Here is a 14919-nt window from a genome sequence, read left to right as displayed (position 1 = left end):
GGGACTGCTGCACGAGTAGGTGACATTCGATCTGTGGGGCCGTGAGGTCCTGCTGGAAGGATGTTGACCATGCCTAGACCCCATCCGAAGGAGTTCCGTGACGACGTGGTCGCGGTGGCCCGTCGTGGCGAGGCTCCGATTGCCCAGATCGCGAAGGACTTCGGGATCAGTGAGTCGTGTCTGCGGAACTGGCTGCAGCGCGCTGATGTCGCAGACGGCCACCGGCTCGGTGTGACCACCGCGGAGTCGGCCGAGCTGCGGGAGTTGAAGCGCCGTAACCGGCTGCTGGAGCAGGAGAACGAGATCCTGCGTCGGGCAGCGGCGTATTTGTCGCAGGCCAACTTGCCGGGAAAATGATGTACCCGCTCGTGAAGGAGTTCGCTGCTGACGGGATCCCCGTCACGGTGACGTGTCGGGTCCTCAAGCTCGCCCGCCAGCCCTACTACCGCTGGCTCGCCCGTCCGGTCACTGCCAGGGAACTCGATGAGGCGTTTCTGGCGAACGCGTTGTTCGACGCCCACCACGATGATCCGGAGTTCGGCTACCGGCTGCTGGCCGATGAAGTCCGCGCCGCCGGCCACACCGGCTGCGACCGGCGGGTGTGGCGGATCTGTGCGGCCAACCGGTGGTGGAGCGTGTTCGGCAAGAAGCGCAGCACCAACGGGAAGAAGCCAGGCCCGCCCGCCCACGACGACCACGTACGGCGCGACTTCACCGCGTCCGGCCCGAACGTCCTGTGGCTGACCGACATCACCGAGCACCGCACCGGCCAGGGCAAGCTGTACCTGTGCGCGGTCAAGGACGTGTACGCCAACCGGATCGTCGGCTACTCCATCAGTGACCGGATGAAGTCCCGCATCGCGGTCGACGCCCTCGCCATGGCGGTGGCCCGCCGCGGCAAAGTGACCGGCTGCATCGTGCACAGCGATCGGGGCAGTCAATTCCGGTCCAGGAAGTACTTGGCCGCCCTGCGTCGTCACGACCTGACCGGCTCGATGGGCCAGGTCGCCTCCGCCGGCGACAACGCCGCCATGGAATCCTTCTTCGCCCTGCTCCAGAACAACGTCCTCGACCGGCGCCGCTGGCACACCCGCCACGACCTCCGCATCGCGATCGTGACCTGGATCGAACGGACCTACCACCGCCGCCGACGACAAGCCCGCCTGGGACGTTTGACCCCCATCGAGTTCGAGACCATCATGACCACACCGGCCGACCAAGCCGCCTAACCCAACCTGTCACCAAGACGTGCAGCAGTCCCACTCGTCGTGCCTTCTTCCAGGCCACCGCCGGACTCGGTCTGGCCGTCGGCGGCATCACCCTGCTGAACCCCGCCACCGCACATGCTGATGCCCTCACCGAACGCATCCAGCGCAACCTCAACGGACTCGGCTACAACGCCGGCACCGTCACCGGCACGCTGACCGCCGCCACCATCGCGGCGGTCAAGCGGTTCCAGGCCGACAACCGGCTGACCCAGGACGGGCAGCCCGGCAACATCACCCAGGCCGTGCTGGCGGCCCGGGTCTCACTGGTGCAGAACCGTGCCGGTGTCCCCCACGACTCGTCCTACGGGTCGGGCACCACCGCGGCGGTGCGCGCCCACCAGCTGTCGAAGGGCCTGGTGGCCGACGGCATCGCCGGGGCCAACACCCATAAGGCCATGGCGATCACCCGGGTCGTCGGCGCGGGCACCTCGGCGATCGGTGGCAGCATCAAGCGCACCGAGATCATCCAGCGGGCCGCCTACTGGCCCACGATCCGCCTCGGGTACAGCCAGGCCAAGTACTTCCGTGACCTGACCAACTCCAAGACCTACCGGCAGGACTGCTCGGGGCAGGTCTCCAACGCGTTCCACGCCACCACGAGCTACTCGACGCGCACCCTGTCGCAGATCACGACCTTGATCACCAAGACCCAGCTGCTGCCCGGTGACATCCTGAACAGCTACGACTACCACACGGTGGTCTTCTGCGGCTGGTTCGATTCCTCGCGCACCAGCTACTACTCGATGGAGCAGTCGGGCAGCCTCGGGGCGGTGGCCCGCCGGGTCAGCCCGTACCCCTTCTTCGGGCTGGGGTCGAACTGGCAGGCGCGCCGCTACACCAAGGTGCTCTGGGGCTGATCAGACCCCGGACGACCCCGGGTCGAGCCACCTGGGCGGGCACCCGTCGACGATCCTCGTCGGCGGGTGCCCGTGCCTCACGCCAGCCGGGCCTTCACCTTGGCAGCCACGGCGCCACCCTGGGCGCGGCCGGCCACCCGGGTGTTGACGGCCTTCACGATGCCACCCATCTGCTTCATGGTGGGCTTCTCCCCGGCCGCGGCCTCTGCGGCTGCGACCTCCTCGGCGACGATCTCGTCCAGTTCGGCCTCGGTCAGCGGGGCAGGCAGGTACTGCTGCAGGAACTCGGCCTCACTGATCTCCTTGTCGGCCAGCTCCTGGCGGCCGCCCTCGGTGTAGGCCTGCGCCGAGTCGCGACGCTTGCTGACCTCCTTGGTCACCACCGCGACCTCTTCGTCGTTGGTCAGCGCGCGGGCGCTGTCACCGGCGACCTCCTCGACCCCGATCGCGGCGATCGCCATCCGCAGGGTCGACTTGGCGGTCTCGTCCTTCGCCTTCATCGCGGTGACCAGGTCGGCCTTGAGACGGTCCTTCAGCTCAGCCATGTGGCATTCCTTTCCTCGCGCCCCAGTCTTCCACGCGGGCCTCGGGCGGCGCATGGTCATTACCGGTGACCGGGGCGCGATACGGTGGCCCTGCAACGTCGCGTGGAAGGGGCAGCCGATGTGGCAGGTGGGAATCATCCTGGTCGTGCTGGCCGTGATCCTGGCGATCCGCGTGGCCAGCAACCCGGGCTCACTGCGCCGAATGGGCCGTCGGGCAAGTGACTGGTTCGGGCTCAACGGCCCACCCCAGGACGCACTGCCGGCGCCCCGGCACGCCCTCGAATCCGCGCAGTCGGTGCTGCTGCGCCGCAACTCGGCGATCCGCAGCTTCAACCAGATCAGCGAGCAGTACGGGGCCCTGCGCTCCGACATCGCCGACTACATCAACCACTACGCCCTGTTCGACGCAGCTGTGCCCGCCACCGCCGCCTTCGACACGGCCTACTTCCGGCTGGCGAATGCCGACATGGCCGGCATGGACGTGTCGATCCTCGAGGCCTGGGTCGCCGACCTGAGGGCCACCTGGCAGCGGGCCCTCAGCCACGCCCAACGCGTGGGTGCTGCCGCGCTGGGTGACCCCAAGCAGGGGGCGCGGGCAGCGAAACTCGCCGCCAGGGCCAAGTCGGTCTCCGGCGCCGAGTTCGACTCGACCATGCAGGCCCTGCGCGCCATCCTCGACGTCCTGGGAGTGGTGCTGCCCCGGCAGGCCACCCAACGCCTCGAGGCACAGCACCGTCGCGAGATCTCCGACTGAGGCGGTGCAGGGTGGGAACACGCAGGTGGGTGGCGCGCGGGCTGGTGCTGGCCGTGCTGCTGGTGGTGGCCGCCTGCGCAACGCCCGAGGACGACGGGCGCCTGCGGGTCTATGCCACCACCGGCCACCTGGCCGACGCCGTCCGCGCCATCGCCCCACACGCCCAGGTGTCGACCATGGTCGGGCCGGGCAGCGACCCGCACAGCTACCAACCCTCGACCCGCGACATCACGACGATCCACTCCTCCGACGTGGTGTTCTGGGTCGGGCTGCACCTCGAGGCGCAGATGGACGACCAACTGCGCAGCCTCGGCCACCGGCAGGTCGCCGTCGGTGAGCGGGTGCCGCGCGAACTGCTGTTGGAGGTCCCGAGCAGCGGCACGCGGGGCACCCCGGTCCACGACCCGCACATCTGGAACAGTCTCCCGATCTGGTCGCTCGTCGTCGACGTGATCGCCGACGCCCTGGCCGAGGTGGACCCCTCCGGGGCAGCTGACTATGCCGCGAATGCCGCCGACTACCAGGACCGGCTCGCGGCGGTCCACGAACGGGCGGGTGAACTGCTGGCGCGGGTGCCACCGCCGCGGATGGTGGTCACCGGCCATGATGCGTTCGGCTACCTGGGCGCCACCTACGACCTCGACGTGCGGGCCACCGACCTCGTCTCGACCGAGGCCAGGCTCCGCCCGCGCCAGCTCAGCGCCCTGGCCGACCTGGTCGCGGGGAACCGGGTGCCGGTGATTTTCACCGACAACCAGGCCAACCCCCAAGCCATCACCAGCCTGAAGGAGGCGGTGCATGCCCTGGGCTGGCAGGTGCAGGTGGCAGACCAGCAGCTGTATGCCGACTCCCTGGGCAACGAGGCGGGGGTCGACACCCACCTGGGTGTGCTGCTGCACAATGCCACCGTGATCGCCGACGCCCTGGGGGAACCATGAGCAGCACCGAGCACCCGGGCGGCGCGGGGCACCCGACCGGCATCGGGAGCATCGCCTGCCGCACCGTCGACCTGAGCGTCGCCTACCGGCGTGACCCGGTGCTGCGCCACGTGGACTTCGCCGCGCCGACCGGGGCCGTGATGGGGGTGGTCGGCCCCAACGGCGCCGGCAAGTCGACGTTGTTGAAGGCGATGCTGGGGCTGGTCACCCCGTTGACCGGCCATGCCGAGTTCTTCGGCCAGCCGCTGGGGAAGGTGCGCCACCGGGTGGGCTACGTACCCCAGGCCACCTCGGTCGACTGGGACTTCCCCACCACCGTGGCGGACGTGGTGCTGATGGGCACCTACGGCAGGCTCGGCTGGCTGCGTCGTCCGGGGGCCGAGCAGCGTCGCCGCGCAGCCGAGGCCCTGGAGCGAACCGGCCTGTGGGACCTGGTCGGGCGCCAGATCGGCGAGCTGTCGGGCGGGCAACGCCAACGCGTGTTCCTGGCCAGGGCCCTGGCCCAGCAGGCCGACCTGTACTTCATGGACGAACCCTTCCAGGGCATCGATGCCCGCAGCCAGCAGGCCATCGTCGACGTGCTGCACCAGTTGCGCCAAGAGGGCTGCAGCGTGGTCATCGTCCACCACGACCTGGCCACGGTGAAGGACTACTGCGACCAGGTGACCCTGTTGAACCGGCGCATTGTCGCGGCCGGGCCGGTCGAGCAGGTGTTCACCAAGGCCAACATCCGCACCACCTACGAGGTGAGCACCGCCGACGACTCCTTCCTCGGGTTCGCGCTGTGAGCCCGGTCGAGTTCTTCAGCGACCACACCTATCGGATGGTCTTCCTCGCCACCGCCCTGATCGGGTTGGTCTCGGGTGCCCTGGGCGTGTTCGCCTACCTGCGCCGGCAGTCGCTGGTCAGCGACGTGATCTCGCATGCGGCCCTGCCCGGGACCCTGGTGGCGTTCCTGGTCGGGGTGGTGCTGCTGGGCACCGACGGGCGCAGCATGGTGGGCCTGGTCACCGGCGCGGTGGTGGCCGGCACCCTGGCGGTGCTGTGGGCGGCCAGCATCACCCGCCACTCCCGGCTCAAGGTGGACACGTCGATGGCGGTCGTGCTGACCACCTTCTTCGCCGGCGGCATGCTGCTGCTGCAGGTGATCACCCGCGGCGACTTCCGCGGCAAGGGCGGCATCGAGGACTACCTGTTCGGCAATGCCTCGGTGATCACCACCTCAGACCTGGTGGCCATCATCGTGGTCGGCATCGCCGCCCTGGCGGTGCTGGTGGCGTGCTGGAAGGAGTTCGCGCTGCACGCGTTCGACCCCGACCATGCCAGCGTGCTGGGGTTCGACCGCCGCGTGGTGGACACCGTGATGTTCACCAGCATCGTGGTGGCGACCGTGATCGGGGTGAAGGCCGTGGGGCTGGTGCTGATGGTCGCCTTCGTGGTCACCCCACCGGCGGCGGCCCGACAGTGGACCCGCCGGCTGCCGAGCATGGTGGTGCTGTCAGCGGCCATCGGCGCGGTGACCAGCGGGGTCGGTGCCTACCTGTCGATCGCGGTGGTCGATGTGCCCACCGGTCCGCTGGTGGTGATGGTGATGTTCGCGGTCTTCGTGGTCTCTATGCTGGCCGCCCCGCGGCGCAGCATCCTGGTCAGGGCCATCGGACGAGCGAGGCTGCGCGACCGGTTGCGCCGCGAGCTGCTCAAGGAGCAGGCATGAACTACGTCGTGGGCATCATGCTGCTGGCGGTGGTGACGGCCGTGGCCTGTGCCCTGCCCGGGGTCTTCGTCGTGCTGCGCCGCGACTCGATGCTGGTCGATGCCATCGGCCACGCGGTGCTGCCCGGCATCGTGGTCGGCTACGCCCTGACCCGTGACCTGAACTCCCCTTGGCTGATCGTCGGTGCCGCGCTGGCGGGCCTGGTGGTGGTGCTCGGCAGTGAGTGGCTGGCCAGCACCCGGCTGCTCACCGGGGACTCCCCGCAGGGGCTGGTCTTCCCGGCCCTGTTCAGTGCCGGGGTGATCATGGTCAGCCTGGACTTCGCCGACATCCACCTGGACACCCATGCGGTGCTGGTCGGTGACCTGAACCTGGCCGCCTTCGCCCAGTGGTACGTCGGCGGTGTCTCGATCGGGCCGCGCTACCTGTACGTGATGCTCGCCGTGCTGGCGGTCATGGCCGGATTCCTGGTCACCTTCTTCCGGGTGTTGACGATGACCACCTTCGACCCGGCATTCGCCGCCAGCGCCGGGGTGCGCACCCGGTGGCTCAACACCGCGTTCATGTTCCTGGTCTCGGTGACGGTCACCGCCGCCTTCCACGCCGCGGGGGCGGTGCTGGTGCTGGCGTTGATGGTGGTGCCGGCGGCAACGGCCCTGCAGGTGGCGCGGCAGATGTCGACGATGGTGCTGGTCAGCCTGCTGGTGGCGGTGGGTGGGTCACTGGTCGGGTTCTGGGCGGCCTACGCGCTGGACGCGGCGACCAGCGCCGGGATCGCGTTCGTCCACGGCCTGTTGTTCACCCTGGTGCACCTGTCGGTGCGCGGGCGGCGGCGCTGGGAGCGTTTCCGCGACGCGAGTAGAGTCGAGCGCGGCCCGGTGGGCCTCGGTGGTTCCGCTCTCTGAGAGAAAGCTGCGATGTCTGCGTTGTGGAAAGTGATCAGGCACGTCGACGAACTGCGCCACTACTACATCGGCGTGGCGTTGTGTTCAATCCTGATGGCGGTGACGGCGCTCGCCTCACCGTTCCTGCTGCAGGGCGCCACTGACCACGTCGTCAGGCGGTTGCAGGGCCAGCCGGCCCCGATGTCGGTGGTCATCTGGTTCGCGGTGGCGATCCTGGTGGCCGAACTGGCCAATGCGCTGCTCAGCAACATCGGCGGCTACCTCGGCGACGTCATGTCGATGCGGATGCGGGCGATCCTGAGTTCGCGCTACTACGCCAAGCTGTTGCGGCTGCCGCAGCGCTACTTCGACAACAACCTGTCGGGGGCGATCATCGCCCGCCTGACGCGTTCGATCACCGAGTTGTCGAGCTTCATGCAGATGTTGAGCAACAACTTCCTGCCGATGATCATCACCCTGGTCGCAGCACTTGCGGTGACCGCGTTCTACTACTGGCCGCTGGCGGTGCTGCTGATTGCGGTCTTCCCGATCTACACGTGGTTGACCGCACTGACCAGTGAGCGCTGGCAGCGCTACGAGAAGCAGAAGAACGAGCATGTCGACCTGGCCGGTGGCATGTTCGCCGAAGTCGTGGCGCAGATGCGGGTGGTCAAGAGTTTCGTGGCGCAGCGTCGCGAGCTCGACCGGTTCGACGCGGAGTACGACCAGACGGTCGCCCTGACCCGCCCGCAGTCGCGGTGGTGGCACCGGATGGACACCCTGCGCCGCACGGCCCTGGCGCTGATCTTCTTCTTGATCAATGTGGTGATCCTGTGGCAGACGATGACCGGACGATTCAGCCTGGGCACCATGGTGCTGCTGGTCCAGCTGGTCGGCATGGCCAAGGGGCCGGTGACCGGCATGAGCTTCCTGGTCGACAGCACGCAGCGGGCGCTGGCCGGCTCACGCGACTACTTCGCGGTGCTCGACGAGGCGGACGAACCGGGCGCCTCGCTGCAGGCGGTGACCCCGACCAGCACCCTGCCGCCACCGGTGCCCGGTGCGCCCGCGGTGGAGTTCCGCGACGTCAGCTTCGGCTACGACGACGAGCCGAACGTGCTCGAGGAGATCACCTTCTCGGTGGCGCCCGGGGAGCGGATCGCGCTGGTCGGTGAATCGGGCGGCGGCAAGAGCACCATCGTGAACCTGCTGATGGGGCTGTTCCCGCCCAGGCAGGGGACGATCCACCTGTTCGGTGAACCCCACATCGAGCACGGGCTCGACGTGTTGCGCCGCGAGGTCGGTGTGGTCTTCCAGGACGCCTCGCTGTTCTCGGGCACGATCGAGGACAACATTCGCTACGGCGCCCCATGGGCGAGCGACGAGCAGGTGCGTGCGGTCGCGAAGCGGGCCAACGCGGCCGAGTTCATCGAGCGGTTCCCCGACGGCTACGAGACGGTGATCGGTGAGCGTGGCTTGAAGCTGTCGGGTGGGCAGAAGCAGCGCATCGCGGTGGCCAGGGCCATGCTGAAGGACGCCCCGGTGCTGGTGCTCGACGAGGCCACCAGTGCGCTGGACACGCGCTCGGAGCGCTTGGTGCAGCAGGGCCTGGAGGCGCTGATGGTCGACCGAACGAGCATCATCATCGCGCACCGGTTGTCGACCATCGCCAGCGTGGAGCGGATCATCACGATCCAGCAGGGGCGCATTGACGAGATCGGGACGCCGGCCGAACTGGCGGCCAGCGGGGGCATCTACGCCCAGTTGCTGGCGCTGCAGGAATCGGGCTCGAAGCAGGACCGCAAGCGCCTGCAGAGCTACGACATCCTGAGGTGAGTTGAGCTGCTTGCGGGGTGCAGGGGGTCGTCCCCCGCTGCGGGGGTGCAGGGAGGGCGTCCCCCGCGAACAGTTCAGCGCCGGGTGGCCTTGGGGCGGACGACCTTCTGGGCCTGCCACTGGTCGGAGACGTCCACGGGGGTGGTCAGCGCCATGCCAGCAGTGTTCACGCCCTCGGCGATGTCGCGGGCGTTCACGTGCCCGGGCCGGCCCACCTTGGGGGTCATCAGCCAGATCACGCCGGTGTTGGACAGGTCGGTCAGCGAGTCAACCAGGCCGTCGGCCACGTCGCCGTCCTCTTCACGCCACCACAGCAGCACGGCGTCGACGGCCTCGACAGCCTCTTCGACGAGGTCGTCGTCGATGGCGTCCATGACGATCGTGCGCAGGTCTTCATCAACGTCGGAGTCCCATCCGAGTTCCTGGATGACCATTCCTTCGGTCAGGCTCATCGCCTGACGAACTCCCAGTTCCCGCTCTGTCGCGGCCACCACCTGTGCCCAACCCTCCTGATGCTGGCGTCCCCGCGGTCGGGGACGTCCGTCGTGGAACCAGACTGCCAGAGATGGGCCCCGCCGCAAAAGACGGGGCCCATCCTGTGGTCAATCGGTCAGGCGTCGCCGCCCGCGGTGCCGGAGGTGCCGGCGTTCACGTCGAGCAGGCGGTACTTCTCAGCGGCCTGGTGGGCCCACTCGGCCGGGACCTCACCGCGCTTGGCGAGCAGCTGCAGGGTGCGCACGGCCAGCGAGGGGCCGTCGATGTGCAGGTGGCGACGCGCTGCCGCGCGGGTGTCGGAGAAGCCGAACCCGTCGGCACCCAGGGACGCGAAGTCGGTGGGCACCCACTGCGCGATCTGGTCCTGCACCTGGCGCATGTAGTCGCTGACGGCGACCACGGGGCCGGGCCGGCCCTGCAGGGCCTGGGTGACGTAGGGCACGCGCTGCTCCTGGTCGGGGTGCAGGAAGGCGACCTCGTCGCACTCCATGGCCTCGCGGCGCAGCTCCGACCAGCTGGTCACCGACCAGACGTCGGCCACGACACCGAAGTCCTGCTTCAGCAGCTCCTGGGCCTCCAGCGCCCACGGCACCCCGACACCCGAGGCGAGCAGCTGCGCGCGGCGGGCATCCTCGCCGACACCGGTGAAGTCGCCCTCCTTGAACAGGTACATGCCCTTGAGCAGGCCCTCGACGTCCAGGTTCTCCGGCTCGGCCGGCTGCTGCATGGGCTCGTTGTACATCGTCAGGTAGTAGATGATGTCTTCGGGGTTGTCCCCGTACATGCGGCGCAGGCCGTCACCCATGATGTGGGCGATCTCGTAGCCGAAGGCCGGGTCGTAGGCGAGCACGGCCGGGTTGGTGGCGGCCATGAGCGGCGAGTGGCCGTCCATGTGCTGGGTGCCCTCACCGGTCAGCGTCGTCTTGCCTGCGGTGGCCCCGATCAGGAAGCCACGGGCCAGCTGGTCGGCCGCCGCCCAGACGAAGTCGGCGGTGCGCTGGAAGCCGAACATCGAGTAGAAGATGTAGATCGGCACCATCTGCACCCCATGGGTGGCATACGCGCTGCCGGCGGCCGTGAAAGCGCCCACCGAACCGGCCTCGTTGATGCCCGTGTGCAGGATCTGCCCGTTGGTGGCCTCACGGTAGGCGAGCATCAGCTCGTGGTCGACCGGGGTGTAGTTCTGGCCGTGCGGGTTGTAGATCTTGATGGTCGGGAAGAACGAGTCCATGCCGAAGGTGCGGGCCTCGTCGGGGATGATCGGCACGACGTGCGGGGCGAAGTCCTTGTCGCGCATCAGGTCCTTCAGCAACCGGACGAACGCCATGGTGGTGGCGATCTTCTGGTTGCCCGAACCCTTCTTCACGCTGGCGTAGGCCTTCTCCTCCGGCAGCTTGATGGGCTTGGGGTTCTCGCGGCGTTCGGGCAGCGAACCACCGAGCTCGGCGCGGCGGGCCTTCATGAACTTGATCCGCGGGTCGTCCTCACCCGGGTGGTAGTACGGCGCCGAGTACGGGTCGTCCTCGAGCACCTTGTCGCTGATCGGGATGCGCAGCCGGTCGCGGAAGTTCTTCAGGTCCTCCAGCGAGAGCTTCTTCATCTGGTGGGTGGCGTTGCGGCCGGCGAAGTGCTTGCCCACCATGTAGCCCTTGATGGTCTGCGCCAGGATCACGGTCGGGGCGCCGGTGAACTCGGTGGCGCTCTTGTAGGCGGCGTAGACCTTCTGGTAGTCGTGGCCACCGCGCGACAGGCGCCAGATCCGCTCGTCCGACCAGTCGCGCACCATGGCGGCGGTGCGCGGGTCACGGTTGAAGAAGTGCTCGCGCACGTAGGCGCCGTCGTTGGCCTTGTAGGTCTGGTAGTCGCCGTCGGTGGTGGCGTTCATCAGGTTGACCAGCGCACCGTCGGTGTCCTGGGCGAGCAGTTCGTCCCACTCGCGGCCCCAGACGACCTTGATCACGTTCCAGCCGGCGCCACGGAAGAAGGCCTCGAGCTCCTGGATGATCTTGCCGTTGCCGCGCACGGGGCCGTCGAGGCGCTGCAGGTTGCAGTTGATCACGAAGGTGAGGTTGTCGAGTTCCTCGTTGGCGGCCAGCTGCAGGAAGCCACGCGATTCGGGCTCGTCCATCTCGCCGTCGCCGAGGAAGGCCCAGACGTTCTGCTGGGAGGTGTCCTTGAGACCGCGGTTGTGCAGGTATCTGTTGAACTGCGCCTGGTAGATCGCGTTCATGGGCCCGATGCCCATCGAGACGGTCGGGAACTCCCAGAAGTCGCGCATCTGGCGGGGGTGCGGGTAGGACGGCAGGCCGTAGGGGCGCCCGTCCTTCAGCGCCGAGAACTCCTGGCGGAAGCCGTCCATGCGCTGCTCGTCGATGCGCCCCTCGAGGAACGCACGGGCGTACATGCCGGGGCTGGCGTGGCCCTGGAAGAAGATCTGGTCACCGCCGCCGGGGTGGTCCTTGCCACGCCAGAAGTGGTTCATGCCCACCTCGTACAGCGTCGCCGCCGAGGCATAGGACGAGATGTGGCCGCCCACGCTGATGTGGGGGCGCTGGGCACGGTGCACCATGATGGCGGCATTCCACCGCAGCATCCGGCGCACCTGCAGCTCCATGTCCTCGTCACCGGGGTACTCCGGCTCACGGCCCGGCGGGATGGTGTTGACGTAGTCGGTGCTGGTCAGCGAGGGGACACCGATCTGGCGGTCACGAGCGCGTTCCAGCAGACGCAGCATCAGGTAGCGGGCCCGGTTGCGGCCGCCGCTGTCGATGGCACCCTCCAGCGAGTCCATCCATTCCCGCGTCTCCTCCGGATCAGTGTCGGGGAGATTGGTGGGAAGGCCGTTCAGGATCGGGCCAGCCTCATCGCGTTGCCTCACGCTCGCAGTCCTTTCATCGTGACTACCGGTCAGCCTACCCGCGGGCTCGGACACCTCGCCAACACCCGATGGAAGGCGTGACAATTGTGCCCGTGACCGAACTGGAGTTTCGAGCAGCACGACCCGAGGAATGGGTACAGGCCCGCGACCTGCGCCTGGAGATGCTGGCCGACACCCCCATCGCCTACCTGCAGACCCTGGCCGATGCCGAAGCCACCAGCGACGAGGACTGGCAGCGCCGGCACACCGACCGGTTGGCGACCCCGACCACCAGCGCGGTCTTCGTGGCCGTCGACCCGGACGGCGTGTGGCGCGCACAGGTGGCGACCATGGTCAACCTGTTCAGCGACCCCGTGCGGGTGTGGGCAGGAGTGATCTACGTGACCCCGGCGCTGCGCGGGCAGGGGGTCGCCGAGCGCCTGGTCGGCCTGGCCGAGCAGTGGACCCTCGACCTGGGCCACGACGAGTTGTTCCTCGAGGTCAACGAACGCAACGAGCGGGCGATCCGTCACTACCAGCGCACCGGGTGGACGATGACCGGTGCCCGGCGGCCCTACCCGCTGGACCCGAGCATGGCCGAACTCGAGATGCGCAAGGCACTCAGCCGCGGGTGAACTCGAGCAGCCGGTCCACCGGCCAGGTCGTGATGATCCGGTCGTCGGGAATGCCGGCCGCCTCGGCGCGGGCGGCGCCGTAGGCCAGGAAGTCGAGTTGGCCCGGGGCGTGGGCATCGGTGTCGATGCTGAACAGGCACCCCATGTCGTGGGCCAGCGCCAACAGGTCATCGGGTGGGTCGCAGCGTTCGGGGCGCGAGTTGATCTCGACCGCGACGTCGAACTGCACGCAGGCCTGGAAGACCACCTCGGCGTCGAACGCGGACTGCGGCCGCACCCCGCGGGCCCCTTCCACCAGCCGGCCGGTGCAGTGGCCCAGCACGTCGGTGTGGGGGTTCGCGATCGCCGTGACCATCCGGCGGGTCATCGACTCGGGGTCCATCTTCAGCTTGGAATGCACCGAGGCGACCACCACGTCGAGACCGCCCAGCAACTCGTCGCCCTGGTCGAGGCTGCCGTCGTCCAGGATGTCGACCTCAATGCCCCGCAGGATGCGCACCTGACGGGTGGCCTGCACCTGCTCGATCTCGGCCCACTGTTGCTGCAGGCGTTCGGGGCTGAGGCCGTTGGCGACCCGCAGCCGGGGCGAGTGGTCGGTGATGGCCTGGTACTCGCGGCCCAGGCGTTCAGCGACGGCCACCATCTCGGCCAGGGGTGAACCGCCGTCGGACCACAGGGTGTGGCTGTGCAGGTCACCCCTCAGCAGACCGAACAGGTCGGACGTGGCCAGCGGGATCGCGCCGGCACTGCGCAGGGCCGTCAGCGTGTCGGCCACTCCCCCGTCCAGCGCCGCCGTGATCACCGCACCCGTCGACTTGCCCACGCCGGCCACCTGCTGGACCCCACCGGGTGACTCGTGCAGCAGGACCAGGTCCTCGGGGTCCAGCCCGGCGATGGCGTCCGCGGCCTTGCGGTAGGCCTCGACGCGGCGGGTCTCCTGCCGGGAGCGCTCCATCCAGAATGCGGTCTCGCGCAGGTGGTCGACGGCGGTGGCGGCCAGGGTGGCCGGGGTGGTGCTCATCACCGCAGCCTAGGTGTTGCGGGTCATGAGGTTGATTGCACGCGCCGGGACGTGAGAGGGGGCGGGTCCTCGGCAGGATGGGAGTTGCGAGACAACCATCGGAACGAGGAGCCCGCCCTTGATTCACCACCGTAATGCCGCGCTGACCTTTGAAGCACGTCGACGCCTGGTCATCCGGTGCCAACACCGCCCGATCGCCCACGTCGCCGCCGAGGCCGGAGTGTCGAGGGCCTGTCTGTCGAAATGGGTCAACCGTCACCGCCTCCACGGCGAGGAAGGCCTGCTGGATCGTTCCAGCCGACCCCACAGTTCACCGACCCAGACCCCACCGCAGGTGGTGGAGTTGATCGAGCAACTACGCCGCGACCACAAGTGGTCGGCCCGGCTGATCACCGCCGAACTGCACGAGCGTGGGCACCGGACCAGCGTCGCCACCGTCGCACGCTGGCTGACCCGGCTGGGACTCAACCATCGCCGCTGGCTCGACGTCGAGGGAGAACCGACCCGTGCGCCGGCACGGATCATCGCCCGCTACCCCGGCCACATGGTCCACGTCGACGTGAAGAAGGTCGGCGCGCTGCGAGAGGGCGGCGGCTGGCGGGCCCATGGCCGCGGATCGAACCAGGACAAGGCGAAACACCGCACCCGGGTCGGCTACCGCTACCTCCACTCCGCCGTGGACGGATACTCCCGGCTCGCCTACACCGAGTCCCTGACCGACGAGCGGGCCACCACCGTGCTCGGGTTCATCAACCGGGCCAGGGCCTGGTTCGCCGCGCACGGGATCACCCGCGTCACCCGCGTGGTCACCGACAACGGCAACCCCTACAGGGCAGCGATCGTCGAACGCTCGCTGCGGGGCTGGGCACGCCAACACCAGTTCATCCGCGCCTACACACCTCGCCACAACGGGAAAGTTGAGCGCTACAACCGGATCCTGGCCGAAGAAGTGCTCTACGCCCGGCCCTACAACTGCGAGGACCAACGCACCCGGGCAATACAGATCTGGAACATCCACTACAACTACCATCGACCCCACACCGCCTGCCGAGACCAACCCCCAGCCACCCGAACCCCGGCACGCGTCACCAACGTCATGCGCTCCAACACCTAGG

14 protein-coding genes and 1 pseudogene are annotated in these 14919 nt (G+C 68.5%); 11 read left to right on the top strand and 4 right to left on the bottom strand.

Annotation, left to right across the window (positions count from 1 at the left end):
• The first annotated feature begins 69 nt into the window (after window positions 1–69).
• The 3 genes and pseudogenes from ACQE3C_RS15070 to ACQE3C_RS15060 all read left to right on the top strand — a co-directional run bounded on the left by ACQE3C_RS15070 (window position 70) and on the right by ACQE3C_RS15060 (window position 2125).
• Window positions 70–1229 (top strand): IS3 family transposase gene (locus ACQE3C_RS15070; RefSeq protein WP_434539690.1). Its coding sequence is split into 2 segments (ribosomal slippage): window positions 70–348 and window positions 351–1229, totalling 1158 coding nucleotides; the frame shifts between segments, so codons are not numbered across the junction.
• Window positions 1121–1504: pseudogene (locus ACQE3C_RS15065) on the top strand (peptidoglycan-binding domain-containing protein); the annotation flags it as partial. The gene ACQE3C_RS15070 and the pseudogene ACQE3C_RS15065, both read left to right, overlap by 109 nt.
• 6 nt (window positions 1505–1510) lie before the next feature.
• The gene (locus tag ACQE3C_RS15060; protein ID WP_434539949.1) at window positions 1511–2125 is read left to right on the top strand and encodes a peptidoglycan-binding domain-containing protein; all 615 of its coding nucleotides are present in this window, start codon (window positions 1511–1513) and stop codon (window positions 2123–2125) included.
• A 77-nt stretch (window positions 2126–2202) separates the two neighbouring features.
• Here ACQE3C_RS15060 and ACQE3C_RS15055 read toward each other — a convergent pair whose 3' ends face one another.
• Window positions 2203–2670: a GatB/YqeY domain-containing protein gene (locus ACQE3C_RS15055; RefSeq protein WP_434539948.1), complete on the bottom strand. Its 468-nt coding sequence runs from the start codon at window positions 2668–2670 to the stop codon at window positions 2203–2205.
• 118 nt (window positions 2671–2788) lie between these two features.
• Here ACQE3C_RS15055 and ACQE3C_RS15050 point away from each other — a divergent pair, with 118 nt between their 5' ends.
• The 6 genes from ACQE3C_RS15050 to ACQE3C_RS15025 are packed head-to-tail and all read left to right on the top strand — an operon-like array spanning window position 2789 to window position 8796.
• The gene (locus tag ACQE3C_RS15050) at window positions 2789–3424 is read left to right on the top strand and encodes a hypothetical protein (RefSeq protein ID WP_434539947.1); all 636 of its coding nucleotides are present in this window, start codon (window positions 2789–2791) and stop codon (window positions 3422–3424) included.
• Window positions 3425–3435: 11 nt separating this feature from the next.
• Window positions 3436–4362 carry a metal ABC transporter substrate-binding protein gene (locus ACQE3C_RS15045; protein WP_434539946.1) on the top strand — a complete coding sequence of 309 codons (927 nt, stop codon included), beginning with the start codon at window positions 3436–3438 and terminating at the stop codon, window positions 4360–4362.
• Window positions 4359–5150, top strand: a complete 792-nt coding sequence (locus ACQE3C_RS15040) for a metal ABC transporter ATP-binding protein (protein WP_434539945.1) — start codon at window positions 4359–4361, stop codon at window positions 5148–5150. The genes ACQE3C_RS15045 and ACQE3C_RS15040 overlap by 4 nt, the downstream gene beginning before the upstream one ends.
• Entirely contained in the window at window positions 5147–6076 is a 930-nt protein-coding gene (locus tag ACQE3C_RS15035) for a metal ABC transporter permease (protein WP_434539944.1), read from the top strand. Before ACQE3C_RS15040 ends, ACQE3C_RS15035 begins: the two co-directional genes overlap by 4 nt.
• On the top strand, window positions 6073–6981 hold the full coding sequence (locus ACQE3C_RS15030) for a metal ABC transporter permease (RefSeq protein ID WP_434539943.1): 909 nt from the start codon (window positions 6073–6075) through the stop codon (window positions 6979–6981). The genes ACQE3C_RS15035 and ACQE3C_RS15030 overlap by 4 nt, the downstream gene beginning before the upstream one ends.
• A 12-nt stretch (window positions 6982–6993) precedes the next feature.
• Window positions 6994–8796, top strand: coding sequence for an ABC transporter ATP-binding protein (locus ACQE3C_RS15025; protein WP_434539942.1), 1803 nt, complete (start codon window positions 6994–6996; stop codon window positions 8794–8796).
• 74 nt (window positions 8797–8870) lie between these two features.
• On the opposite strand, the gene ACQE3C_RS15020 is transcribed toward ACQE3C_RS15025, so the two are convergent.
• Both ACQE3C_RS15020 and aceE read right to left on the bottom strand, forming a co-directional pair.
• Window positions 8871–9248, bottom strand: a complete 378-nt coding sequence (locus ACQE3C_RS15020; RefSeq protein WP_434539950.1) for a DUF3052 domain-containing protein — start codon at window positions 9246–9248, stop codon at window positions 8871–8873.
• A gap of 158 nt (window positions 9249–9406) precedes the next feature.
• Window positions 9407–12169, bottom strand: coding sequence for a pyruvate dehydrogenase (acetyl-transferring), homodimeric type (gene aceE, locus ACQE3C_RS15015; protein WP_434539941.1), 2763 nt, complete (start codon window positions 12167–12169; stop codon window positions 9407–9409).
• Between the two features lie 92 nt (window positions 12170–12261).
• Here aceE and ACQE3C_RS15010 point away from each other — a divergent pair, with 92 nt between their 5' ends.
• Window positions 12262–12783, top strand: a complete 522-nt coding sequence (locus ACQE3C_RS15010; RefSeq protein ID WP_434539940.1) for a GNAT family N-acetyltransferase — start codon at window positions 12262–12264, stop codon at window positions 12781–12783.
• On the opposite strand, the gene ACQE3C_RS15005 is transcribed toward ACQE3C_RS15010, so the two are convergent.
• A complete protein-coding gene (locus ACQE3C_RS15005) occupies window positions 12770–13804 on the bottom strand; it encodes a PHP domain-containing protein (RefSeq protein ID WP_434539939.1) in 1035 nt (344 codons plus the stop codon). The genes ACQE3C_RS15010 and ACQE3C_RS15005 overlap by 14 nt on opposite strands.
• Window positions 13805–13925: 121 nt before the next feature.
• Here ACQE3C_RS15005 and ACQE3C_RS15000 point away from each other — a divergent pair, with 121 nt between their 5' ends.
• Window positions 13926–14918 carry an IS481 family transposase gene (locus ACQE3C_RS15000; protein WP_434537931.1) on the top strand — a complete coding sequence of 331 codons (993 nt, stop codon included), beginning with the start codon at window positions 13926–13928 and terminating at the stop codon, window positions 14916–14918.
• Window position 14919 lies beyond the last annotated feature (1 nt).

This window comes from Aestuariimicrobium sp. Y1814 (assembly GCF_050113895.1).
In the GTDB taxonomy this organism is placed as follows: Bacteria; Actinomycetota; Actinomycetes; order Propionibacteriales; family Propionibacteriaceae; genus Aestuariimicrobium.
The sequence above is the reverse complement of the archived record's forward strand: the minus strand, read 5'-3'. Positions and strand labels throughout refer to the sequence as shown.

What these genes read in the sequence shown, in the direction of transcription:
- ACQE3C_RS15055 (WP_434539948.1), bottom strand. Translation starts at nt 2,670, where the DNA reads ATGGCTGAGCTGAAGGACCGTCTCAAGGCCGACCTGGTCACCGCGATG.
- ACQE3C_RS15050 (WP_434539947.1), top strand. Translation starts at nt 2,789, where the DNA reads ATGTGGCAGGTGGGAATCATCCTGGTCGTGCTGGCCGTGATCCTGGCG.
- ACQE3C_RS15040 (WP_434539945.1), top strand. Translation starts at nt 4,359, where the DNA reads ATGAGCAGCACCGAGCACCCGGGCGGCGCGGGGCACCCGACCGGCATC.
- ACQE3C_RS15030 (WP_434539943.1), top strand. Translation starts at nt 6,073, where the DNA reads ATGAACTACGTCGTGGGCATCATGCTGCTGGCGGTGGTGACGGCCGTG.
- ACQE3C_RS15025 (WP_434539942.1), top strand. Translation starts at nt 6,994, where the DNA reads ATGTCTGCGTTGTGGAAAGTGATCAGGCACGTCGACGAACTGCGCCAC.
- ACQE3C_RS15020 (WP_434539950.1), bottom strand. Translation starts at nt 9,248, where the DNA reads ATGAGCCTGACCGAAGGAATGGTCATCCAGGAACTCGGATGGGACTCC.
- ACQE3C_RS15005 (WP_434539939.1), bottom strand. Translation starts at nt 13,804, where the DNA reads ATGAGCACCACCCCGGCCACCCTGGCCGCCACCGCCGTCGACCACCTG.